We start from the raw sequence: 23,636 nt of genomic DNA on the forward strand, positions 1-23,636 counted from the left end.
CGTAAAGCCTGATGGCTCGGTATGCCTGACACACCGCATTTGCTGAGCTTGCTGCCGCTTCGCACCAGATCGCGAGCAAGCTGTGCGGCTATGGCTATGGCTATGGCTATGGCTATGGCTATGGCTATGGCTATGGCTTACGGCCAGAAGCGGATTGTGGCGTTGTCTAGAGATTTGATGCCCGGAGGGCGTAGCAGCACCCCTGATCGATGGCGTTGGCGCGAAAGACGTCGAAGCCGGCCAGGTAGATACGCGGTTTGCTGGAAGCAGGCATCGCAAGTCCCTCAAAAGAAATGGGAGGCGATTGTAGCGCTGACGTCGGTTGCCGTTGATCAGCCCGATCCCGGTTCACGACGAAAAGGGGCTGGAATCTGTACGGATAACCAGTATCCTGCTGCCTTTCCTTCAGCCGCAACGTGACCGCGCCGTGAGCACTTCCCCCCTCGACAACCCGTTCTATTACCTGGAGAACTTCCGCCAGGTGCTGAGCTGGATCGGCCAGCGTTACGATGACTTGCTCGACGACGAAGAACGCCGCTTCATTGAGGATTTCGCCCGGTTGCCGCAACCAGCGCAAGCGTTGCTGGTGCGAATGGTCATGCGCAAGGGCCTGCTGTTCCGGGCCAGCAAGCTGACCTATGCGGAAATCGGCGATGCCCGCCAGGCGGCGGTACCGTTACTGGAGTGCGGCTGGGTCGATGGTCAGCCACATCTGGACCTTCAAGCGCTCTTTGGCCTGTTGCGCAAGGATGAACTGAGCCTGTGCTTCAAGACCCATGGGGTGAAACGCGCGGAGAAAAAAGCCGATCTGCTGGAGCGCCTGCGGCCGCTTCATGAACACATTCAGCCGCTGGACCAATGGTTTGCAGGTTTCGACGAGGTGGTCTTCGCGTTGCAGGTCATGCCCTTGTGTGACCGCTTGCGCCTGTTGTATTTCGGCAACTTGTATCAGGAGTGGTCCGAATTCGTGCTCGCGGATCTAGGCATCTATCGCTATGAAAAGGTTGAGTTTTCCGCCGAGTCCCGAGGCATCAGCCAGCGTGAAGACATCGACATTTGCCTGCACCTGCACAGTTGCCGTGAGGCACTGGATCAGGCCCTCAACGAGCGTGAGCAACTGGACGAACTGGCGTCTCGGGCACTGGCCATTCGGACCGATAATCCGTGGTTGGCGATGCGCCGGGGCAAGCTGCTGTTCCGGATTGGCCAGCAGGCTGAACGCCTGCAACAATGGCCTTTGGCCCTGAGTGTCTATGCGCAGTCCAGCTACCCTGGCGCTCGCGTGCGCAGGATCCGGGTGCTGGAGCGAAGCGAGCAGTACGCCGAGGCGATGACGCTATTGCAGCAGGCCCAGGCACTGCCCGAGAACGATGAGGAAACCCAGCACCTGTTGCGGATTCATCCCCGGCTGCAGCGCAAGTTAGGGCATGGCGCTGTGCGCAAGCGATCGACGCGCACGGTCAAGCGGCTGGACGTGAGTGTCACGCCGCTGCCGGACTACAGCGTGGAGCGATTGATCCAGCTGCATCTGGCCGAGGAGGGCAGCGAGGTGCATTACGTCGAGAATGCGCTAATCAACTCGCTGTTCGGCCTGCTGTGCTGGCCGGCGGTGTTCGCGCCGCTGCCGGGCGCTTTCTTCCATCCTTTCCACAGCGCGCCGAGTGATCTGTACAGCCCGGATTTTTATCAGCGCCGGGCGGCGTTGTTCGACGAATGCCTGACGCAACTGGACGATAAGCGCTACCTGGAAGTGATGCGCAGCACCTACGTGAACAAGTTTGGTCTGCAATCGCCATTCGTATTCTGGGGCACTCTTACCCCGACGTTGCTGGAGCAGGCACTGCACTGCCTGCCCGCGCAGCACCTCAAACGCTGGTTCAGCAGGCTGCTGCAGGACATCAAGGCCAACCGCACGGGCATGCCCGATCTGATTCAGTTTTACCCTGAGCAGCGCAGCTATCGAATGATCGAGGTCAAAGGCCCCGGGGACCGTCTACAGGACAACCAACTACGCTGGCTGGACTTCTGCGCCGAGCATGAGATGCCGGTGGTGGTGTGTTATGTGCAGTGGGCTGAGGAAGTGACAATCGCGAAATCCGGTTACGACTCAGTACCCGTGGGAGACGCCGGAGGTTATGACAGCAGCGAAAGCGCCGGGCCAGCCGCAGCTTTCTAAACTGACTCACCGCCATCGCAGGCAAACGCGCTTCTACACAGGATCGCGAAATCCAGTTACGACTCAGTGCCCGTGGGAGATGCCGGAGGCTACGATGGCAACGAAAGCGCTGGGCCAGCCACAGCTTTCTAAACTGACTCACCGCCATCGCAGGCAAACGCGCTTCTACACAGGATCGCTAATCCAGTTACGACTCAGTACCCATGGGAGACGCCGGAGGTTACGACGGCAGCGAAAGCGCCGGGCCAGCTGCAGCTTTCTAAACTAACCCACCGCCATCGCAGGCAAACGCGCTTCTACAACAGGATCGCGAAATCCAGCTACGACTCAGTACCCGGGGGACGCCGGAGGTTACGACGGCAACGAAAGCGCGCTCACACAGTGCATCACCAACATCCGGTATGGCGCAGAACTGGAAATGGCTGAGCGTTATGTCTGCCGCTTCACCTTCTTCGGCGGTAACGGCAGCGGGGCGAACAGTGCTTCGATGTCATCGTCCTGCAGCCTCCAGTCTCCGGCCGTACGGCCATCCAGCACGCCGGACGCCAGCGCCGACTTTTCGTGTTGCAGGTGCTGGATTTTCTCTTCCACCGTGCCTCTGGCAATCATCTTATAAACGAACACCGGCTTTTCCTGGCCGATGCGATAAGCGCGGTCGGTGGCCTGGTTTTCCGCCGCCGGGTTCCACCACGGGTCGTAATGAATCACCGTGTCCGCCGCGGTCAGATTCAAACCTGTCCCCCCGGCCTTGAGGCTGATCAGGAAGATCGAGCGTTTGCCGCTCTGGAAATCCTGCACCGGCGTACGCCTGTCCTTGGTGCGCCCCGTCAGCAAGGCGTATTCGATACCGCGCTGGGACAATTCGGCTTCGATCAGTTCGAGCATCGAGGTGAACTGCGAGAACAGCAGAATCTTGCGATTCTCCGCCAGCAACTCCTCGAGCATCTCCATCAGGCTTTCCAGCTTGGCCGAGCTCGACTGGCGCGTGCCGCTCGGCGTGCCGTTGACCAATCGCAGGTCGCAACACACCTGACGCAGCTTGAGCAGGGCTTCGAGAATGATGATCTGGCTGCGCGCCACACCCTTGCGGGTGATCTCATCGCGAACCTTCTTGTCCATGGCCAGACGCATGGTTTCGTAGACATCGCGCTGGGCATCGTTGAGCTCGACCCAATGCACGATCTCGGTCTTCGGCGGCAGTTCGGTGGCGACCTGTTCCTTGGTCCGGCGCAGCAGAAACGGTTTGATCCGCGCATTGAGGTGCTGCAGGCGCGCCTCGTCACCGAGCTTTTCGATAGGGGTGCGGTAGTTGCTGCCGAACTGCCTGGCATCGCCCAGCCAGCCCGGCATCAGGAAATGGAACAGCGACCACAGTTCGCCGAGGTGGTTCTCCAGCGGCGTGCCACTGAGGCACAAGCGCTGGCGTGCGTTCAACTGGCGAGCCGCCTGGGCCGCCTTGCTACTGGGGTTTTTGATGTACTGCGCTTCATCGAGCACCAGCACGTGCAGCAGTTGGTTGCTTAGCCGCTCGACATCCCGTGGCAGCAGTGCGTAGGTCGTCAGGATCACATCATAATTCTGCAGGCTTTCGTATTCCTGATGACGGTTGGCGCCATACAGCGCCAGCACGTTGAGCTGCGGCGTGAAGTGCTTGGCCTCGTCCATCCAGTTGGGAATCAGGCTGGTGGGCATGACCACCAGCGCCGGGCGATCAAGACGTCCGGCCTGCTTCTCCAGCAGCAGATGGGCGAGGGTCTGCAAGGTCTTGCCCAGACCCATGTCATCGGCCAGCACTCCGCCAACTTCCAGTTCACGCAGGGCCTGCATCCAGCTCAGGCCCTCGAGCTGATACGGACGCAGCGTGGCGTTAAGGCCGTTGGGCGCCTCGACGGTGGCGTTCTTGATATTCACCAGCCGCTCGGAAAACTGCCGCAGCCGATCCCCGCCTTGCCACACCAGCGGCATGTCGTCGAGTTGCTTCAGACGCGCCGCGTCAGCGGTATTCAAGCGGATGGCGTCGTTGCCGTCTTCGCGCCAGTAAAAGTCACCGAGGGTAGCCAGCACCGTTTTCAATCGGCCATAGGGCAGGGCCACCTGAATCGGGCCGCCGCCGCGCTGGGTGAAGTGATTGAGCTGAACCAGCAACTGCTCGTCGTCGCGGCGTTTAGCGATGCCAGCCACGCTCATCAACTCCGGGTGAATGCGCAGCAGATTGATCAGGATCGGCAACAGGCTCAGGCGCTCGCCGTTAACGATGATGCCCAGTTCCAGGTCGAACCAGTCGCGTTCCGGTTCCTCCTCGACCACCGCATACCAGTCGTCCACCGGCGTCACGTCGAAGCCGAATTCGTCGTTCATCTCGACCTGCCAGCCGCGCTCGCGCAACTTCGGCAGCTCGTCGAGCATGAAGCTCAGCCATGCCTTGTCGTTGGGCAGTTCGAACATTTCCCCGGCGCTGTCAGGCAGGGCCTTGCTCTGGCGTGTGGCGATGCGAAAGCCGATGTCCTGCAACTGCTTGCGGTATTGCCCTTCGCGCTCAAGATGACGGCGTACACGCAGGGTTTCATCGCTCAGATGGCGCACGATATCGCTGGAGCGCCCAGGGCTGGGCATGCCCGAGGCGTAGAACGCCTCATAGCGGAATGCCAGCGCGGCACGATGCTGAATGTGCCGCTGCATCTTGCCATTGCGCGGCTCGTAGGCGCTGAACTCGAAGCTGGCGAGGATCAGGCGCGGCTCGGGCTCGAGGTCGGAGATGATCCGCTCGGGCAACGTTGGTTTGTCCTCGGTCTTGGGCCCGGACGCAGCGGTTTGCTGATCCACGGTGGTCAGGACACCGGGCAGGTTTTCCGGGTCCTGCAGATAGAACAACGCCGCCGCACAGTGCTTGCAATTGTTCCTCACAGGGCAAGTGCAGGTGCCGACCACGAAATGGCGGGCGCGCTCGGCGTCCTTGAATTGCAGGGTTTGGGTGTAGAGTTCCATGCCTGATCCACGGCACACCGTGCGCACCAGATCCTGGCTTACGTGCTGCAGGGTCACGCGTTTCTGCCGGGCATAGCCGAGCCCGCGTTCCACGCTCTGCGCCTTGAACAATGGTTCCCATGGCAGGGCCAGGGCTTTTTCCAATAGGGATGACACGTCTGGGCCTATGTCAACGCGGTGCTTGAAGAGCAGAGACCTTGATCAACAGGGCAAGGCTTCCGTTGTCCATGTAGGTCAATTCGCCATTCCTGACCCGGGTCGCCTGACGCATGCGTTCGCTGGTAACCAGCACGCCATGATCGTCGAGCTGATTGACCCAGAAATTGGCGTCGATGTCCGTGAAGCGCGCCAGGCCCAGGCTCACCGTGCCTTCGATCGGATAGTGACCGAATTGCTCCTGCCCGCTGCTGATCGCGACCTTGCGCGGTGTGGCGCTCAAGTCCTGTTGCCAGGCGCGATGCAGCAGCACTTTGTAGCCATCGCTGGATTCCAGTTTGCCCACCAGACTGTCCAGCGCGGTGGAGGTTTGGTTATCGGCGCCCAGCATTTGCGCGCCAGCGTTCCAGGCTTCCGGCGCCGGTTGATTGGTGGCCGCCGGTTCACCGTTCTGGCTGAACAGGATCAGCTCCACCTGGTAGGTGCCGTCGGCGAACGCTGCCGGGGCGGTCAGCACCAGCAGCAGGGTGAGCGAGCGAAGCACACGCATGGACAGTCCTTAAGCCGATTTTTTGGAGGGCAGCGGGGTCAGGCGCTCGAACAGCGCTTCGATGGTATTGAAACGCTCCTCGGGACGCTCCATCGGCACCATGAACTTGAACAGCGTGGCGCCTTCGAATTTGTAGCGTGCCGGTTGCCCCTGAATCAGTTTGATCAGCGTCAGCGGATCGACCGGCGTATCGGCCGCGAACTCGATTCGTCCACCCTGAGGCCCGGCATCTACCTTCTTGATGCCCAGTTGCTCGGCCTTGAGCTTGAGCGAGGTGATGCGCACCAGATTCTTGGCCGGTTCCGGCAGCAGGCCGAAGCGGTCGATCATCTCCACCTGCAGGTCCTTCAGGCCTTCCTCGTCGGCGGCGTTAGCAATGCGTTTGTAAAGAATCAGCCGCGCATGCACGTCTGGCAGATAGTCTTCGGGAATCAGCCCAGGCACCCGCAGATTGACCTCCGGCCCGCCGCCCAGCGGCTGGTCCAGGTTCGGCTGCTCACCCTTGCGGATCGACTTCACCGCGCGTTCGAGCATTTCCATGTAGAGGGTAAAGCCCACGGCCTGAATCTGGCCGCTTTGGCCATCACCGAGCAACTCGCCCGCACCACGGATTTCCAGGTCGTTGGTCGCCAGCACGAAACCCGCGCCGAGGTCCTGAGTGTTGGCGATTGCCTCCAGGCGTTTTTCGGCATCGCCGGTAATCTGCTTGCGTGGTGGCGTCAACAGGTAGGCATACGCCTGGTGGTGACTGCGCCCGACCCGACCGCGCAACTGGTGCAGCTGGGCTAGGCCGAACTTGTCGGCGCGCTCGATGATAATGGTGTTAGCGCTCGGCACATCGATGCCGGTCTCGATGATGGTCGAGGCGATCAGTACGTTGAAACGCTTGTGATAGAAGTCGCTCATCACCTGTTCGAGATCGCGCTCGTGCATCTGGCCGTGGCCGATGCCGATTCGCGCTTCAGGCACCAGTTCGGCCAGGTCGGCGGCGCATTTCTCGATGGTCTTCACATCGTTGTGCAGGTAGTACACCTGGCCGCCGCGCAACAGTTCACGCAGCAGCGCCTCTTTGACGGTGGGCTTGTTCTGTTCCATGACGAAAGTGCGTACCGACAGCCGCCGTGCCGGCGGTGTGGCTATGATCGACAGGTCGCGCATGCCGGCCACGGCCATGTTCAGGGTGCGCGGAATCGGCGTCGCAGTCAGGGTCAGGATGTCGACTTCGCTGCGCAGGGCCTTGAGTTGTTCTTTCTGGCGCACGCCGAAACGGTGTTCTTCGTCGATGATGACCAAGCCGAGGTTCTTGATCTTGACGTCATCCTGCAGCAGCTTGTGGGTGCCGATGACGATGTCGATCTTGCCCTCGGCCAGGTCGGCCACCGCAGCGTTGATTTCCTTGGCCGACTTGAAGCGGCTCATCACCTCGACCGTCACCGGCCAGTCGGCGAAACGGTCGCGGAAGCTGTTGTAGTGCTGCTGGGCGAGCAGGGTGGTCGGCACCAGAATCGCCACCTGCCTGCCGCCATGCACGGCGATGAATGCCGCGCGCATTGCCACTTCGGTCTTGCCGAAGCCCACGTCGCCGCACACCAGACGGTCCATTGGCTTGGGCGCGAGCATGTCGGCGCGTACTGCTTCGATGGTGGTCTGCTGGTCCGGGGTTTCCTCGAACGGGAACCCGGCGCTGAAGGTGTCGTAGTCCAGCTTGGGATCGGCAAAGGCATAGCCTTCGCGCGCCGCACGCCGGGCGTAGATGTCCAGCAGCTCGGCAGCCACGTCGCGCACCTGTTCGGCGGCCTTGCGCTTGGCCTTCTGCCAGGTTTCGGAGCCAAGGCGGTGCAGCGGCGCGAGTTCGTCGTCGCTGCCGGTGTAGCGCGCGATCAAGTGCAGGTTGGCGACCGGGACATACAGCTTGGCGTCCTCGGCATAGGCCAGCATGAGGAATTCGGCAACCTGGTTTTCCACTTCCAGCGTCGCCAGCCCCAGGTAGCGACCCACGCCATGGTCGATGTGCACCACCGGCGCGCCTTCGCGCAGCTCGGCAAGGTTCTTGATCACGGCATCGCTGGAGTGACCGTCCATGCGCTTTTCGCGACGCCGACGCTGCATGACGCGCTGGCCGAACAGCGGGCTTTCGGCGACCAGCGCCAGCGCCGGTTGCTCCAGCACCAGGCCTTCGTCCAGCGGCGCGATGGTGATCGCCAGGCGCTCTTTGCTGTCGACGAATTCCTGCCAGCTGTCGAGGGTTTTCGGGCGCAGCTTCAAGCGTTCGAGCAGTTCAAGCAGCACTTCGCGGCGACCGGCGGATTCGGCGGTGAACAGCACGCGACCGGGGAACTCACCGAGAAAGCGCGAGAGCGCCGCCAATGGCTGACTGGCCTTGGCCTCGATCGCCAGATCAGGCAATACCTGAGCAGGAAAACGCTCGCGCCCGATGCCAGCGTCAACGTCATCCTGGCTGGCAACCACCCGCGGCCAGGTTCTCAGGCGGGCAAAGCAGTCTTCCACCGGCAGGAACAGCTCGGCCGGAGGAAGCAGCGGGCGATCGGGGTCCACGCGGCGCTCTTCATAACGATTGCGCACGTCCTTCCAGAACGTTTCCGCTGCCGCTTCGATGCCGGGCAGGGAGAACACTTGAGTGTCCTGCGGCAAATAGTCGAACAGGGTGGACGTTTCTTCGAAGAACAGCGGGATGTAGTACTCGATGCCGGCGGGGGTGATGCCGCTGTTCAAGTCCTGAAAGATTGGGCTGCGGCGGAAGTCGACGTCGAAACGCTCGCGAAAGCGTGCCTTGAAGCGGGTCACCGCTTCCTTCTGCAGCGGGAACTCCTTGGCCGGCAGCAGGCGCACCGAATCCACCTTGTCGACCGAACGCTGGGTTTCCGGCTCGAAGGTGCGCAGGGTTTCGATTTCGTCGTCGAACAGATCGATCCGGTACGGCAGCTTGCTGCCCATCGGAAACAGATCGATCAGCGCGCCACGAACCGTGAACTCGCCATGCTCGTATACGGTGTCGACGTAGCGATATCCGCTGGCTTCGAGCCGCGTACGCATCGCTTCGACATCGAGCTTCTGACCGACATCCAGCACCAGACTGCTGCCGAGCAGGAAGCTGGTCGGTGCCAAGCGGTGCAGGGCCGTAGTGATCGGCACCACCAGCACGCCATGTTCCAGCTCTGGAAGCCGGTAAAGGCTGGCGATGCGCTGGGAGATGATGTCCTGATGAGGCGAGAACAGATCGTAAGGCAGGGTTTCCCAGTCAGGGAAATGCAGCACCGGGAGATTGGGGGCGAAAAACTTCAGTTCCTGTTCCATTCGCTCGGCGCTTTGGCTGTCGGCGGTCAAAAGCAGGGTGAAGCGTTTCGCAGCGCTTGCAGCCTCGGCGATGGCCAGGCTTTGAGCGGCACCGGGCAGGTTGCCCCAATGTTGTTTGCCTGCGGCGGCAGGAAGAATCGGTAGGCGCAGAACGGGCACGGAAGATAGAGCTCCAGGCGTTGCGGCAAAGCCTGGGATTGTAACTAAATCCACAATCTGCTGTCAGTTTTACGCTCGCCAATTTATGTAGTGCCGCGTGACCTGAAAACAGCGGATTGCTCATAAACAAAGGCTTGGGCATAATGTAGTCCCTTTTTTCAGCCCCTACATGTGGAAGGTTCCCGTGACTCAGAAGCCCGACCAGTGTCTTGGTGAATGGATCGATCGTGAAGCGCTCGCCGAGGCGATGATCCCGCTAATCGGTCAGCTCTACCGCAATAACAATGTGGTGAGTTCGATCTATGGCCGCACCCTGATCAACCGTTCAGTGATCGCGATTCTCAAGGCCCACCGCTTTGCGCGTCATCGTCAAGCCGACGCAACCGAGTTGTCCGTACACGAAACTTTCCCGCTCATCAAAGCGATGAGCGAGCTTAAACTGGGTGCCGCTTCGGTGGACCTGGGCAAGCTGGCCGTCAAATACAAAACCCAGGCCCATGGCCGCACTGCCGAGCAGTTCGTCCGTGAAGAAATGGCCGAAGTCGTCGGCCAGCAAAACTCCGGCGCCCGTAAGGGGACTGACGTCGTGCTCTACGGTTTTGGCCGTATCGGTCGCCTGCTGGCGCGCATCCTGATCGAGAAGACCGGTGGCGGCGACGGCCTGCGTCTACGCGCCATCGTCGTGCGCAAAGGCGCCGAGAACGATCTGGTCAAGCGCGCAAGCCTGCTGCGTCGTGACTCGGTTCACGGCCCGTTCGACGGCACCATCACCATCGACGAAGCCAATAACACCATCACTGCCAACGGCAACCTGATTCAGGTGATCTACGCCAAGACTCCGACCGAGGTGGACTACACCCAGTACGGCATCAAGGACGCGCTGCTGGTCGACAACACTGGCGTATGGCGCGACGCCGACGGCCTGAGCCAGCACCTGCAGTGCCCTGGCATCGACCGTGTAGTGCTGACGGCGCCGGGCAAGGGCAAACTGAAAAACATCGTTCACGGGATCAACCACCAGCAGATCACCGCCGACGACAAGATCATCTCTGCGGCGTCCTGCACCACCAACGCTATCGTTCCGGTCCTCAAGGCCATCAACGACAAGTACGGGATCGTCAATGGTCACGTTGAAACAGTTCACTCGTACACCAACGACCAGAACCTGATCGACAACTTCCATAAAGGCGATCGTCGTGGGCGGAGTGCCGCGCTGAACATGGTCATCACCGAAACCGGCGCTGCCACTGCTGCTGCCAAGGCGCTGCCCGAGCTGGCTGGCAAGCTGACCGGCAACGCCATTCGCGTGCCGACGCCGAACGTGTCGATGGCTATCCTCAACCTCAATCTGGGGACCACCACGACGCGCGAAGAGGTGAACGAGTACCTGCGCGACACCGCGCTGTATTCGGACCTGCACAAGCAGATCGACTTCGTGAATTCCCAGGAAGTGGTGTCCACCGACTTCGTCGGCTCGCGTCATGCCGGCGTCGTCGATGCCGAAGCGACTATCGCCAACGACAACCGCGTCGTGCTGTATGTCTGGTACGACAACGAATTCGGTTACAGCTGCCAAGTGGTTCGCGTGATGGAAGACATGGCCGGGGTCAACCCGCCAGCCTTCCCGAAATAAAAGCAGCTTCGGGCGACACGCTACGCGCTTCAGGCTGAAGCGAAAGCGCCACGACAGGTTCCGGCCTGTCGTGGCGTTTTTATTTGTGGGGTTTGTGCGGTGACCGAACGGCTCAGGTGAAGGGTACAGATCAGCCAGAAATAAAAACGCCCCGAACAGTCAGGGCGTTTTTGTTGCTTCTTGCAGTTCGCAGCTTTTAGCTTGTCACTGCTTCAATGCGGGTCTGACCCTTGCGGAACAGTACCAGTGTGGCGAGCAGGCCCAGCACGGCCGCGCCGCTCAACCAGATGCCGGGCGCTGCCTTGTTGTCCAGCACGTGGATCAGGTAGGTACAAGCCGCCGGTGTGAAACCGCCAAATGTCGCCGTCGCCAAGCTATAGGCCAGGGAGAAACCGGTGGTACGCACTTCCACCGGCATGATTTCCGTTAATGCCACCACCATGGCGCCGTTGTACGAGCCGTACAGGAACGACAGCCACAATTCGACCATCAGCAGGTTGGCGAACGTCGGGTTGGCTGTCAGCCAGGACAGGGCCGGGTATGCCGTGAGGATGGCCAGGATGGTTGCGCCCAGCAGCAGGGGCTTGCGCCCGATCTTATCGGATACCGACCCCATCACCGGCAGCCAGATGAAGTTCGAGATACCCACGCAGACCGTGACCAGCAGAGAGTCCAGGTCGGACAGGTGCAGCTCGTTCTTGCCGAAGGTCGGGGTGTAGGCCGTGATCAGATAGAAGGACACGGTGGTCATGACCACCAGCGCCATGCCGGCAATGACCAGGCCGAAGTTCTGACCGATCGACTTCACGACCTCGCCCAGGGTAGGACGATGTTTCTTTGCGCGGGCTTCGAATTCCGGCGTCTCCTCCAGCGAGCTACGGATGACGAAGATCACCGGAACGATCAGGCAACCGATCAGGAACGGCACACGCCAGCCCCATTGCCCCATGTCTTCCGGGCTCAGCCAGTGGTTAAGGCCAACGCCCAGCAAGCCTGCGAAAACCACAGCCGCTTGCTGGCTTGCCGACTGCCAACTGACGAAGAAGCCCTTACGGCCCGGGGTGGAGATTTCCGCCAGATACACCGAGACACCGCCCAGTTCCACGCCGGCGGAGAAGCCTTGCAGCAGGCGGCCGATCAGCACCAGCAGCGGCGCGGCGACGCCCAATGTCGCATAGCCAGGCACGCAGGCAATCAGCACCGTGCCCATAGCCATCATGGCGAGGGTGATGACCAGGCCTTTCTTGCGGCCGTGGTGGTCAATGTAAGCGCCGAGGAAGATGGCACCCAGAGGACGCATCAGGAAGCCAGCCCCAAAAGTGGCCAGCGAAAGCATCAGCGATGCAAACTCACTGTCGGCGGGGAAGAAGGTTTTGGCGATGGCCGTGGCGTAAAAGCCGTAAACCATGAAGTCAAACATTTCAAGAAAATTGCCGCTGACAACGCGAAAAATCGCCTTGCCTTTGCCTGTGTTCGAGGCCATTTGGAATTACTCACTTAGGCTGTCTAGCTAGGGGGATCCGTTGTATTTGTGCGTCCTCTGCTGCGCCGTCCAGGCTCGGTCCCTGACAGCGCAGATTTGTAACGATATGTGTAAAAGTGGCCGATGGCAATCAGAACCGGGCCGGCCGTCTTACGGTGTGGGCGCATGTCATCGGGAATGGCGATATATGTTTATGTCACCGTCAATGGGAATCGGCTTTTAACTCGCTCGAACGCTCGATGCGGCCTTTGGACAGGTCGGTCGTCAATCCACTTTGCGAGTTGATCCTCCCATGCCTACACATTTCGATCTGATCGACACATTCTCCCACCGCCCCTCGCTGTCGCCGCTGGCGCTCGACGCGCTGCATAAAGCGCTGGTGGCCCGGTATCCTGCCCTGGACATCCATCCTGACCGTGCAGTGATTACCGGGGAAGCAACGCCCCGGACATTGTTCGACCATCTACGCATCAACTTTTCCACGGGCAAGACGCCGCGCTGGGTACACGGCCAGAACACCCTGGTGGCCGACCCGGGAGCGCCAGTTGCCCAGACGCTGGATGTCGATATCGAGCAGTTGGCCGTTCTGGTTGATACCGTTTCGCTCGCGCTTCCCGAGACCATCATGCGCGCGTTGGTAGATTTCTGGGACCGGCCTGACCAGCAGGGCATGACACCCTGGAAGCGGTTGGCTGAGGCCCTTGAATCCCAACCCTCATCGGCGTATCCGGCGACCGCCAGCGGCATGCCGCCCGTGCTCGGTGCGCAGTCCCGGCCCGCGGCAATAATGGGCGGGTATTACGAGCGCAAAGCCTTGGAAGCCCTGGACGCCCAACTGTTAGCGATTCAGGGAGTGCTTACTTTCGGACTGGAGGACTTTGACGAGATCGAGCGCTATCTGGCGCGGATCACCGACATTCGTCCTCTGTTGCACGATGAGGTATCCGCCCGGCTGGCGCCCCGGGTGTCGCGATTGGAGCAACTGCCGGTCTGGTTGAGCAACGCCTCTTCGGCCGATCGCCTGGACTACAGCCGCAGAATGTCCGCGCTGGCAGTAGTCACCGGGCGCGCCGCCGGCCAGGCCTGGAATGATGACTTACCGCCGATTTTGGATTACGCAGGCAAGGCCATGCAGGACGCCATGCGCCATGACCATCCCGAGGCCACACGGCTGACCCTCGATGACGTGACCGTGCACATCGCCAAGGTCGTGGCGGTTGCCGCGCCATTGGCCGGGCAGATCATCCCGGTAGGCAGCGTTGAAAACCTGCGCATGAGTGTGGCCACCTTCGCCTTGCAAAATCTCTCCAGCCTGCCCAACGGTGCCTTGACGTTTTCCATTCGCGATGGCGGCCCCTTGCCCGGCTGGTTCACCCCCGATTACCTGAAGCAACTGGTGGGGCGGGTGAACGTCGGGTGCAACTATCCCGATCGGGTGCGTCATTACCTGATCACCGATCACGCGCAAGCGGCGCGCCGTCGGGGCTTGTTTGCCGAGCAATTGCGTGTGCAATTGCCGCTCAAGGCGCTCGAACAGAAAATTCGCGGGCAGGGCGGTCTAACCCAGGCGGGCTATCGACTGGTCTGCTCGCTGCTGACTTCTGCCCCGGCTCTGGGGATCAATGACAGCCCGCGCACCGAGAGCGTATTACGACCCCTGGCATGGATAGCAGAACCGGATGCGGCCGCGGATGAAGTGAGCAATATGTTCGTGATTGCGGATGCTGATCCAGCCGTCGGACCATTGATCCTTTATCGCCCCTTCGCTGCCGTGCCGCTGACCGAGTTTGCCGACTGGACGAGTCTGCGCCAGGCCATCGTCGCGCCTGGCGAGTTGCAGGACGAAGTATTGACCTGGATGAGCTCTCGTGGACGGCAGCGATACGCCAATGGCGGTTTTGCTCAGCCGCATATCGTGCGTTTTGGCCTGGGTTCGGATTTCGCTGCGCTGCGAACGCCTGGCCCGGCGCAGCTATCCACTGCCCACGTGCAAGGTGACCCGTTGACCGCGCTGTTCGACGCCAACGCCAGGGCATTGGTTGACCTTGCCGACCGTGAGTCGGTGTCCAATGCCGAGAGCCGCTGGGCGATGCTTCAGCGCGGCGGCTGGCTGGCGCTGGACGCGGTGATGCCGTTTATTTCGGGCTCGGTGGGCTCGGCGCTGTGGCTGGTACAACTGATGGCCGGGGTCGATCAGGTGTTGGTGGCCGAGAGCCGTAAGGCGCGGCGCGAAGCCACCCAGGCGTGGAACGGCCTGTTGTTGACGATTTCCATGATCCTGCTGCACCAGGGTTTCGCCCTACGGGCCGAGGCCGGGGGGCGATCGGTGCCGCTGCAGCCGTCGCCAGCTGAGCCTGGCGGCCAGCCTGTGCCCACCGCGACGCAAGCATCGGCCCCCGTGCCCGTTCAGCCCGAGCCTTCGCGCACCTCGCTGCTGGACTTCTCCTGGTCCAACAGCAACCATCGTTTGACCGAAGCTCAGGCCCGGCATCTCGAGCGTCTGAAGGTATCACCCGAGTCGGCTTGCGGAACGCCATCCACTGAGCCTGGAAGAGAAGGGTTATACCGCCAGGGTGAACAGTGGCGGGTGCGATTGGACAGCGGGGTCTATGCAGTCGGTTTCTCCGATGACGCGGTCTTTATTGTCGACCCGCAGGACCCCTTGTCCGAAGGGCCGCGCCTGCGACAGGTCGCTCATGGCTGGGCCCTTGATCTGTCTCTGGGGCTTCGTGGTGGCGGTCCGAAGCGTACCGCTCGAATGCTGGCCCAGGAAAATGCTGCCAAGCTCAAACGCGTGACGGAGCGAGGTGCAGCGCTGGCGCAACGCCGTCAAGAGATTTATCAACGATTGGCCCGATGGGACGTAGATTACCGAGCCTCGCGCGCACCCTTGACCGCCGAGGTGATCAAGAGTGTCGAAGCTGACCTGAACGAACTCATTGCGATTCTCGAGGAGCACAAGCAGCTCCAGCAATCGCTGCGCCCGGCTGATCGGTTTGGGGAGAAGGCCACCGCCGATGATTTGAAGTCAACGGTCCGGCGCATCGCTTTTTTCGAGGGTGTGGTGCTCGAACGTCTGCTGGCGTACGTGCGCGTGGAGTTTCCGCGTTTGAGTGAAGACGGTGAGGCGAGCGTCAATGCAGGGAATATCGATGCCTACCTCATATTATTCAACAAGGTATTGACGTTGACTGACCTGGGTGTGCATTGGTCCGGCGTAAGGTATGGATTCTGGGAACAACTGCGTGCGGTGCCCAAGGTCGGTGAGCGTTACTGGCATGATGAGGTGCTGGAGATGCAGCGCTGCAACTTATATACGCACCTGGAGTGGCGCATCAATCGTATGTGGTCGCTGCTGGAGTTGAGCCTGCGCCAGGAGTCGATTCTGGCGCCCTTTGACGCAGCGGAGCTCAAGGCCTTACGCATCGATGCACCTCTGCATGCGGCGTGCAGCTCCCACGCCGAGCTGGAAAAACCCAATGATTATACGGTTTCGGAACAGATCGACGTGCTGGAAAGCTCAGTGCGCGAGTACCAGCGCGGTCTGACCATCGCCACCTGTACGCAGCAAAATACACCCGAACTGCTGATAGTCGAGCAGTTCGAGCGTTTCGTCGATGACTTGTCAAAAGTCACGGAGCAAGCGGAGAAGCGTTTGTCGGACCTGATCCGTGAAAGCGCCGAGCCCCAGCAACATGCGCTCGAATATGCGCCGAAGGTCAAGCAGCCTGGCAAGCGAGTCTTCAGGACCCGCAACCAGCGCACCTTGGTGGGGCGCCTCAGAGAGGGCGAACCGGATTTTCCCGGTGAAGTGGTCGATGTCACGCAATCGATGGGGGATAAGGTCGTCAGCACCTATCACCTGCACGAAAACGGTGATTGGGTGGAAGTGGAAACCGTGCACCCCGCCACACACCACGGGCATGAGCATCGGGTTGCGCTGGCCGAGCTCGCGCGCGAGGCGAGCGCAGCGCTGGCGCGGGTCGGACCGGACATCCTCACCGTTCAGCGCCAAGCCCAGCGCGGCGGCGAGCCGGCAGATATGCAGGATATCCTCGTGCAGAAGGCCCGCCGCTTGACTGAGCTGGCTGACAAAATTGCGGCCCAGGGGGGTGAATCCGCCGCGGCGAAGTCGACGGACTCCCCGGTGCAGGCCCAGCTCGGTGAGTTGCGCCTCGCGGCCTCTCGTCTTGAAGAAGAAGGGCGCAATGTGCGTATCGCGATGATCAAGACGCGGCCGCCCACCGCCGCTCGGCTTAGTTATCTGGCAGCCGAGCGCGAGGTGAACATTGCCCGTTTCGAGGGGCGCAAGAACATGTCCGGCTCCCGACGCAATGATTTTTTGCAGGAGTATCTGATTCGCGACAGCGAGATGCGTGTGTTGTGGTGGGCGCATTTTCACTACGCCAGCGAAGGGGCTGCCGCCGATGCGTTCACGGCGGCGCACCTGAAGCTGCCTGATCAGCGATTCGTTGGCTATAAGGCCCAGTTGAAAGCCGCACGCAACAACAAGGAAGTAATCAGCGTCTATCGCAGCTACATCGGTAAGGATGTAGCCCGGCGGTTGTTCCTCGATCTGAACCCCGTGGCAGCGTCCGATCGCTGACCTGCCGTTGAGTCGAGCAGCCTTGCTCGCGGCCGATGCCATTTTTCAATGGCTCGTCGGGCGCGAGCCAGGTTGCAAAAGCTCCAAACCACTGCCGGATCCGACACGACCCACAAAATTCGACCTTTTATTGTGATTCATCCCGCCAACACATTTATCATCCGCAGCAATCCGCCCCGTCCGGTCTTTGTCTGGCGAGGAAAAAGCCCCGTAAAGCAGACAACATTGGCTTGCGACGCGACCAAGGGTTAATGTTCGCCGCGACGCTGGACGATTAGACTGCGCCGCGAGTTTCGATTCTTCATGCCGCCGGCCGCGGCATGGGTTAGCCAGAGACGCCAGAGTGGCGCCTCGGCCCGTTCTAAGGAGTACGCATGGCTGTCTACAACTACGACGTAGTGGTACTGGGTTCCGGCCCAGCTGGAGAAGGCGCGGCAATGAACGCCGCCAAGGCTGGGCGCAAGGTAGCCATGGTCGACAGCCGTCGGCAGGTCGGCGGCAACTGCACCCACCTGGGCACGATCCCGTCCAAGGCGTTGCGTCACTCGGTCAAGCAGATCATCCAGTTCAACACCAACCCAATGTTCCGGGCCATTGGCGAGCCGCGCTGGTTTTCGTTCCCGGATGTGTTGAAAAACGCTGAAAAAGTCATCAACAAGCAGGTCGCTTCGCGCACCGGCTATTACGCACGCAATCGTGTAGACGTTTTCTTCGGCACCGGCAGTTTTGCCGATGAGCGCACCATCGACGTGGTCTGCAACACCGGCGTCGTCGAGAAACTGGTGGCCAACCAGATCATCATCGCCACGGGCTCGCGTCCCTACCGCCCGGCTGATATCGACTTCAGTCATAAGCGCATCTATGACAGCGACACCATACTTAGCCTCAACCATACCCCGCGCAAACTGATCATCTACGGTGCCGGTGTGATTGGTTGTGAGTATGCGTCGATCTTCAGCGGCCTGGGGGTCGAGGTCGAGCTGATCGACAACCGCGACCAGTTGCTGAGCTTCCTCGATTCGGAAATATCCCAGGGCCTGAGCTATCACTTCAGTAACAACAACGTGATGGTTCGCCACAACGAAGACTACGAGCGCGTCGAAGGTCTGGAAAACGGTGTGATCCTGCACCTCAAGTCCGGCAAGAAGATCAAGGCCGATGCCTTGCTCTGGTGCAACGGGCGTACCGGCAATACCGACAAGCTGGGTCTGGAAAACGTCGGGATCAAGGCCAACGGTCGCGGCCAGATCGAAGTGGACGAAGCCTACCGCACCAGCAAGCCAAATATTTATGGCGCAGGTGACGTGATCGGCTGGCCGAGTCTGGCCAGCGCTGCATACGACCAGGGCCGATCAGCCTCGGGCAGCGCGGTGGACAACGGTGCCTGGCGTTTCGTCAACGACGTGCCGACCGGCATCTACACCATTCCGGAAATCAGTTCGATCGGCCAGAACGAACACGACCTGACGCTGGCCAAGGTGCCCTACGAAGTGGGCAAGGCGTTCTTCAAAGGCATGGCAAGGGCTCAGATTTCCAACGAACCGGTCGGCATGTTGAAGATCCTGTTCCACCGCGAAACCCTGCAAGTACTCGGCGTACATTGCTTCGGCGACCAGGCGTCGGAGATCGTGCACATCGGTCAGGCGATCATGAATCAGTCGGGCGAGGCGAATACCATCAAGTATTTCGTCAACACGACATTCAACTACCCGACCATGGCCGAGGCCTATCGGGTAGCAGCCTATGATGGTCTGAACCGGCTTTTTTAAGCGGCTCCGGCCGGTGGCCTGAGCCGGCCGGGGAGACCGATTTCAGCTATTCCTCAGGGTGGCGTTGGCCAAACCGGGAAAGTCTGTAATCAGGCTGTCAACGCCGAAGTCGGCGAGCCTGCGCATGAGCGCAGGCTCGTTGACCGTCCACACCGACACATGCAGGCCCTGACCCTGGGCTTTCTTCAAGCGCTCGGGCGTGCACAGCGTCCAGTTCAGCGCCAAAATTTCACAGCCGTAGCCCTGCGCGACTTTCAACGGGTCCAGCCAGGCGTACTCTGCCACCAGTCCCCTTGAGATATCCGGCGTCAGCTCAAGGGCTGCGCGCAGGACTTCCCGTGAGCTCGAGGTGATGGTGACCTTGTCCAGCAGTCCGTGACGCTGAGCCAACTCCCGAATCGCCAGCACCGTGGTGGCCGCGCGGGTGCGCGAGGCACTTTTCACCTCCAGCTGCCAATGATCGAAGGCGCACTTCTCGAACAGTTCTTCCAGTCGCGGAATCGGGCACGGCTGAACCCAGCCAGGACCACCCTTGCGGGCGTCGTAGGTGACCAGGTCCGCCGCCGTATGCTCGACTACCTTGCCGCGGCGGTCGGTGGTGCGTTTGAGCGTCGGGTCGTGGATCACCATCAGTTCGCCGTCGCGGGACAGATGCAAGTCCAGTTCGCAACGCTTTACCCCGTGTTTGAGGCATTCCTGAAAGCTGGTCAGGGTGTTTTCAGGTGCTTCGCCTTTGGCGCCGCGGTGGCCATAAATCAGTGTCACAAATACTCCTTATCAACGCGCCTACGGGCTGAATTTCAACTCGGATCAGGATTGTCCTGCTCTCGCGCCTGCCGCCTTGACGCGGCCTGGCGTTGCAGGATGTGTCGGGCCAGCAACTGACGCTGGGCGTCACTCAGTTCGATCCATTCGGTGCCGATCTCAAAACCCCCGACAGCCAGGGCCTGGCACTGCGTCACTCTGGCGCGCAGCATCATGCCGGAAGCCTGGGGCATCAGCACCATCTTCACCGATAGCAGGCTGCCGGCGGGGAAGGGCTGATGGGATTCGAATTGCAAGCCGCCTTCGGACATGACGACTTTTTGCGGGGCGCCCAGCTTGCCCAATACCGTTTGGGCGACCACTTGACCCAGCAGATCGATCCGTTTGCTCATGGTCCGCAGGAAGCTGTTGGTGGTGCGGTCGCGGTCGTCCAGCTGACGCAGCAGGCGCTGGGATTCAAACTCGGCAACATGCAGTTCGGTCAGCAGGTCGAAGAGTGTCGTGGTGTCGTGATGAGCGAGGTCGTCGCCCTGGCCGGCCGCCGGCATGCGTTGAATTTCCAGTGCGACGCTGTCCTCGATACGGTAGTATTCGCGGCGTTCTTCTTCATCTAATGTCGACATGGCGAACCCATGGTAGCGGCGGTTGTCAGACTGACAGCGCTCGATTGCGAATCAGTGTTTCGAGTGTAAGGCCGCAGGCCCAGGCCCGCCACAAGGACGTTCCCCATTCCTCCGAACAAGCCCCTACATGTTCAGACCTCTTTTTGTATTTATCGGCACGCGTTACACCCGTGCAAAACGTCGCAATCATTTTGTCTCCTTCATTTCCCTGACGTCGATGATCGGTCTCGCCCTCGGCGTAGTGGTGATGATAGTCGTGTTATCGGTCATGAACGGTTTCGATCATGAGATGCGCACTCGCGTGCTGGGCATGGTGCCTCACGCCACCATCGAATCCGGCGAGCCGATAAGCGACTGGCAAAGCCTCGCGGCGCGGGTCAGGCAGAATCCGCAGGTCGAGGCCATCGCGCCGTTCACTCAGATGCAGGGTCTGCTGACCAACAACGGCAACGTGCAGAAGATCCTGCTCAATGCCATTGACCCGGTTGAGGAGCGCAAGGTTTCGATCATTGACGGCTTCATGAAGCAGGGTCGTCTTGACGATCTGGTGGCGGGCGGCTTCGGCGTGGTCATTGGTGACAAGGCCGCGACCAAGCTGGGTGTGGGGATCGGCGACAAGGTTACCTTCGTATCGCCCGAAGTCACGGTCACGCCGGCTGGCATGTTTCCGCGCATGAAGCGCTTTACCGTAGTCGGCATTTTTCACGTGGGCGCTGGCGAACTGGACGGCTACCTGGGGGTGACCAACTTGCAGGATCTGGCGCGCCTGCACCGCTGGAAGCCCGATCAGGTGCAGGGGCTGCGCCTGAAGTTCACCGATCTGTTCAAGGCCCCGCGCACCGCTTACGACATCGCGCAGAACCTGGGTGAGCATCAGTACTATTCCCGTGACTGGACGCGGACCCACGGCAACCTGTACCAGGCCATCGGCATGGAAAAATCCATCATCGGCCTGTTGTTGCTGCTGATCGTGGCAGTGGCGGCGTTCAACATCATTTCCACGCTGGTGATGGTGGTCAATGACAAGCGCGGCGACATTGCGATCCTGCGCACGCTGGGTGCAACGCCTGGGCAGATCATGGCGATCTTCATGGTCCAGGGCACCGTGATCGGCGTGGTGGGTACGTTGATCGGCGCAGGCGTCGGTATCCTCGCGGCGCTCAACGTCAGTTCCGCGATCTCGGCGCTGGAAGGCCTGATCGGCCACAAGTTTCTCAATGCGGATGTCTATTTCATCGACTATCTGCCTTCGCAATTGATGGCTGAAGACGTGCTGCTGGTGTGCGGTGCGGCCTTGGTCCTGAGTTTCCTCGCCACCCTGTATCCCGCCTGGCGTGCCGCGCGCACCCAGCCGGCGGAGGCGCTTCGTTATGAGTGAGTCGGGCATGAGTGATAAAGCTGTATTGAGTTGCCGCAACCTGGGCAAATCCTACGAGGAGGGCCCGGAATCGGTGGTGGTGCTGTCGGGTCTGCAACTGGAGCTGCACCCCGGCGAGCGCGTAGCGATCGTGGGCAGCTCCGGCTCGGGCAAAAGTACCTTGCTTAATCTGCTCGGCGGCCTGGACACCCCGACCGAGGGCAGCGTCTGGCTGGCCGGCGAAGAGTTGTCGGCGCTCAACGAAAAGGCACGTGGCCTGCTGCGTAACCGGTCGCTGGGCTTCGTCTATCAGTTCCACCACCTGTTGCCTGAGTTCACTGCGCTGGAAAATGTCTGCATGCCGTTGCTGATCGGCAAGACGGCCATTCCCGAAGCGCGCGAGCGTGCCACTGCGCTGCTGGAGCGGGTAGGGCTCAAGCATCGTCTGGCACACAAGCCCTCGGAGCTGTCCGGCGGTGAGCGTCAACGGGTGGCGATCGCCCGTGCGCTGGTCAATCGGCCGGGCCTGGTGATGCTCGATGAGCCGACCGGCAACCTCGACTCCCATACGGCGCAGGGCATCCAGGATCTGATGCTGGAGCTCAGCACGTCGTCGCGCACCGCGTTTCTGGTGGTGACCCACGACATGGCCCTGGCCCGTCAGATGGATCGCGTGTGGCGTCTGGAACAAGGCCAACTGGTCGAGGCGTGAGGCTGGGCTGATTCATCCGGAGCCCGCTTCCCTGGGCGTCGGCAGTTTTTATTTTTAGCGGCTTATTTAGCTACGGTGCTCCACGAATGTTCAGACCGTTATCCATCTTTATCGGCACGCGCTATACCCGGGCCAAGCGACGCAATCACTTCATCTCGTTCATTTCGATGACCTCGATGATCGGGTTGGCGCTGGGCGTTCTGGCGATGATCGTGGTGCTGTCCGTGATGAACGGCTTCCAGCAAGAGATGAGTTCGCGCATCCTGGGGATGGTGCCCCACGCGGTTATCGACGGAGTCAAGCCGTTGGACGACTGGAAACCGGCAGCCGATGCCGCATTGAAGAACCCGCAGGTCACCGCTGCCGTGCCGTTTACGCAAATGGACGGCATGCTGTCCTACAAAGGCTCGATGCAGCCGATCGAGATCAACGGCGTCGACCCGGCGCTCGAATCCCGGGTGTCCATCGTCACCCAGCACATTGTTCAAGGTCGTCTTCAGGATTTAAAAGCGGGTGAGTTCGGTGTAGTCATCGGTGAAATCACAGCGCGCCGGTTTCGGCTGAATGTCGGCGACAAGCTGACCCTTATCGTGCCGGAGATCAGCAACGAACCGGGGGGCATCACTCCGCGGTTGCAGCGCCTGACGGTGGTTGGCGTGTTCAAGGTCGGTGCCGAGCTGGACGGCTCGATGGCGCTGGTCAACGTCGCCGACGCAGCGGCGATCAAACGCTGGCAGCCGAATCAGGTGCAAGGCGTACGTCTGGCGCTGACTGACCTGTACGCAGCGCCGCAGGTCTCCACTGCCGTCGCTGGCGGCTTGGGTGCTGGCTACAAGGCCGATGACTGGACCCACACCCAAGGCAGCCTGTTCAGCGCCATGAAAATGGAAAAGACCATGATCGGGCTGTTGTTGTTGATGATCGTGGCCGTTGCTGCCTTTAACATCATCGCCACGCTGATCATGGTGGTGAACGATAAGGGCGCGGATATCGCGATCCTGCGCACCATCGGCGCCACGCCACGCCAGATCATGACCATCTTCATGGTGCAGGGAACGGTCATCGGCGTGTTCGGGACGATCATTGGCGGTGTGCTGGGGGTCATTGCAGCGATCAACGTCAGTCAATTGGTCGCCTGGGTCGAGCGCCTGACCGGGCAGCACATTTTCACTTCCGACGTGTATTTCATCAGCAATCTGCCATCGAAGCTGGAAGGCAGCGACGTGGCGCTGATCTGCGCAGCCGGGTTCATTCTGAGTTTTCTGGCCACGATCTATCCGGCGTACCGCGCGGCACAGATTCAGCCCGCGCATGCCTTGCGCTATGAGTGATTGATTGCTGGCGTTC

13 protein-coding genes are annotated in these 23,636 nt (G+C 60.7%); 7 read left to right on the plus strand and 6 right to left on the minus strand.

What is annotated here, in order from left to right:
• Positions 1 to 427 precede the first annotated feature (427 nt).
• Positions 428 to 2,176 (plus strand): VRR-NUC domain-containing protein, encoded by a 1,749-nt coding sequence (locus B3I26_RS24860; RefSeq protein WP_296261658.1) that lies wholly within the window; start codon positions 428 to 430, stop codon positions 2,174 to 2,176.
• A 429-nt stretch (positions 2,177 to 2,605) separates the two neighbouring features.
• Here B3I26_RS24860 and B3I26_RS24865 read toward each other — a convergent pair whose 3' ends face one another.
• The 3 genes from B3I26_RS24865 to mfd are packed head-to-tail and all read right to left on the minus strand — an operon-like array spanning position 2,606 to position 9,341.
• Positions 2,606 to 5,317 (minus strand): DEAD/DEAH box helicase, encoded by a 2,712-nt coding sequence (locus tag B3I26_RS24865; protein ID WP_296261659.1) that lies wholly within the window; start codon positions 5,315 to 5,317, stop codon positions 2,606 to 2,608.
• Between the two features lie 13 nt (positions 5,318 to 5,330).
• Complete coding sequence (locus B3I26_RS24870) at positions 5,331 to 5,867, minus strand: CsiV family protein (RefSeq protein WP_296261661.1); 537 nt, start codon at positions 5,865 to 5,867, stop codon at positions 5,331 to 5,333.
• A gap of 9 nt (positions 5,868 to 5,876) precedes the next feature.
• On the minus strand, positions 5,877 to 9,341 hold the full coding sequence (gene mfd / locus B3I26_RS24875) for a transcription-repair coupling factor (protein ID WP_296261662.1): 3,465 nt from the start codon (positions 9,339 to 9,341) through the stop codon (positions 5,877 to 5,879).
• A gap of 169 nt (positions 9,342 to 9,510) precedes the next feature.
• On the opposite strand from mfd, the gene B3I26_RS24880 reads away from it, so the two are divergent.
• Positions 9,511 to 10,974, plus strand: a complete 1,464-nt coding sequence (locus B3I26_RS24880; RefSeq protein ID WP_296261664.1) for a glyceraldehyde-3-phosphate dehydrogenase — start codon at positions 9,511 to 9,513, stop codon at positions 10,972 to 10,974.
• Positions 10,975 to 11,170: 196 nt separating this feature from the next.
• Here the strand turns inward: B3I26_RS24880 and B3I26_RS24885 are convergent, their stop codons facing one another.
• Entirely contained in the window at positions 11,171 to 12,457 is a 1,287-nt protein-coding gene (locus B3I26_RS24885; RefSeq protein WP_296261666.1) for an MFS transporter, read from the minus strand.
• Between the two features lie 292 nt (positions 12,458 to 12,749).
• On the opposite strand from B3I26_RS24885, the gene B3I26_RS24890 reads away from it, so the two are divergent.
• Together B3I26_RS24890 and sthA are read left to right on the plus strand one after the other, a co-directional pair.
• Entirely contained in the window at positions 12,750 to 17,063 is a 4,314-nt protein-coding gene (locus B3I26_RS24890; protein ID WP_296261668.1) for a dermonecrotic toxin domain-containing protein, read from the plus strand.
• A 374-nt stretch (positions 17,064 to 17,437) separates the two neighbouring features.
• Positions 17,438 to 18,832: a Si-specific NAD(P)(+) transhydrogenase gene (gene sthA, locus B3I26_RS24895; RefSeq protein ID WP_296261670.1), complete on the plus strand. Its 1,395-nt coding sequence runs from the start codon at positions 17,438 to 17,440 to the stop codon at positions 18,830 to 18,832.
• 42 nt (positions 18,833 to 18,874) lie between these two features.
• On the opposite strand, the gene B3I26_RS24900 is transcribed toward sthA, so the two are convergent.
• Positions 18,875 to 19,597 carry a glycerophosphodiester phosphodiesterase gene (locus tag B3I26_RS24900; protein WP_296261672.1) on the minus strand — a complete coding sequence of 241 codons (723 nt, stop codon included), beginning with the start codon at positions 19,595 to 19,597 and terminating at the stop codon, positions 18,875 to 18,877.
• A gap of 35 nt (positions 19,598 to 19,632) precedes the next feature.
• Positions 19,633 to 20,220 (minus strand): PilZ domain-containing protein, encoded by a 588-nt coding sequence (locus B3I26_RS24905; protein WP_296261674.1) that lies wholly within the window; start codon positions 20,218 to 20,220, stop codon positions 19,633 to 19,635.
• Between the two features lie 127 nt (positions 20,221 to 20,347).
• Between B3I26_RS24905 and B3I26_RS24910 the strand changes: the two genes are divergently transcribed.
• The 3 genes from B3I26_RS24910 (at position 20,348) to B3I26_RS24920 (ending at position 23,620) form a co-directional block, all read left to right on the plus strand.
• Entirely contained in the window at positions 20,348 to 21,598 is a 1,251-nt protein-coding gene (locus B3I26_RS24910; RefSeq protein ID WP_296261691.1) for a lipoprotein-releasing ABC transporter permease subunit, read from the plus strand.
• Positions 21,599 to 21,605: 7 nt separating this feature from the next.
• Entirely contained in the window at positions 21,606 to 22,289 is a 684-nt protein-coding gene (gene lolD, locus B3I26_RS24915) for a lipoprotein-releasing ABC transporter ATP-binding protein LolD (protein ID WP_296261694.1), read from the plus strand.
• A gap of 86 nt (positions 22,290 to 22,375) precedes the next feature.
• Positions 22,376 to 23,620: a lipoprotein-releasing ABC transporter permease subunit gene (locus tag B3I26_RS24920; protein ID WP_296261695.1), complete on the plus strand. Its 1,245-nt coding sequence runs from the start codon at positions 22,376 to 22,378 to the stop codon at positions 23,618 to 23,620.
• Positions 23,621 to 23,636: the final 16 nt, after the last annotated feature.

Origin of the sequence: Pseudomonas sp. UBA5706 (assembly GCF_002419965.1) — a bacterium.
Taxonomy (GTDB): Bacteria; Pseudomonadota; Gammaproteobacteria; order Pseudomonadales; family Pseudomonadaceae; genus Aquipseudomonas.

Excerpts from the sequence above, each read along its gene's own strand:
- B3I26_RS24870 (WP_296261661.1), bottom strand. The coding sequence starts at position 5,867 with ATGCGTGTGCTTCGCTCGCTCACCCTGCTGCTGGTGCTGACCGCCCCG.
- B3I26_RS24880 (WP_296261664.1), top strand. The coding sequence starts at position 9,511 with ATGTGGAAGGTTCCCGTGACTCAGAAGCCCGACCAGTGTCTTGGTGAA.
- B3I26_RS24885 (WP_296261666.1), bottom strand. The coding sequence starts at position 12,457 with ATGGCCTCGAACACAGGCAAAGGCAAGGCGATTTTTCGCGTTGTCAGC.
- B3I26_RS24890 (WP_296261668.1), top strand. The coding sequence starts at position 12,750 with ATGCCTACACATTTCGATCTGATCGACACATTCTCCCACCGCCCCTCG.
- sthA (WP_296261670.1), top strand. The coding sequence starts at position 17,438 with ATGGCTGTCTACAACTACGACGTAGTGGTACTGGGTTCCGGCCCAGCT.
- B3I26_RS24905 (WP_296261674.1), bottom strand. The coding sequence starts at position 20,220 with ATGTCGACATTAGATGAAGAAGAACGCCGCGAATACTACCGTATCGAG.
- B3I26_RS24910 (WP_296261691.1), top strand. The coding sequence starts at position 20,348 with ATGTTCAGACCTCTTTTTGTATTTATCGGCACGCGTTACACCCGTGCA.
- lolD (WP_296261694.1), top strand. The coding sequence starts at position 21,606 with ATGAGTGATAAAGCTGTATTGAGTTGCCGCAACCTGGGCAAATCCTAC.
- B3I26_RS24920 (WP_296261695.1), top strand. The coding sequence starts at position 22,376 with ATGTTCAGACCGTTATCCATCTTTATCGGCACGCGCTATACCCGGGCC.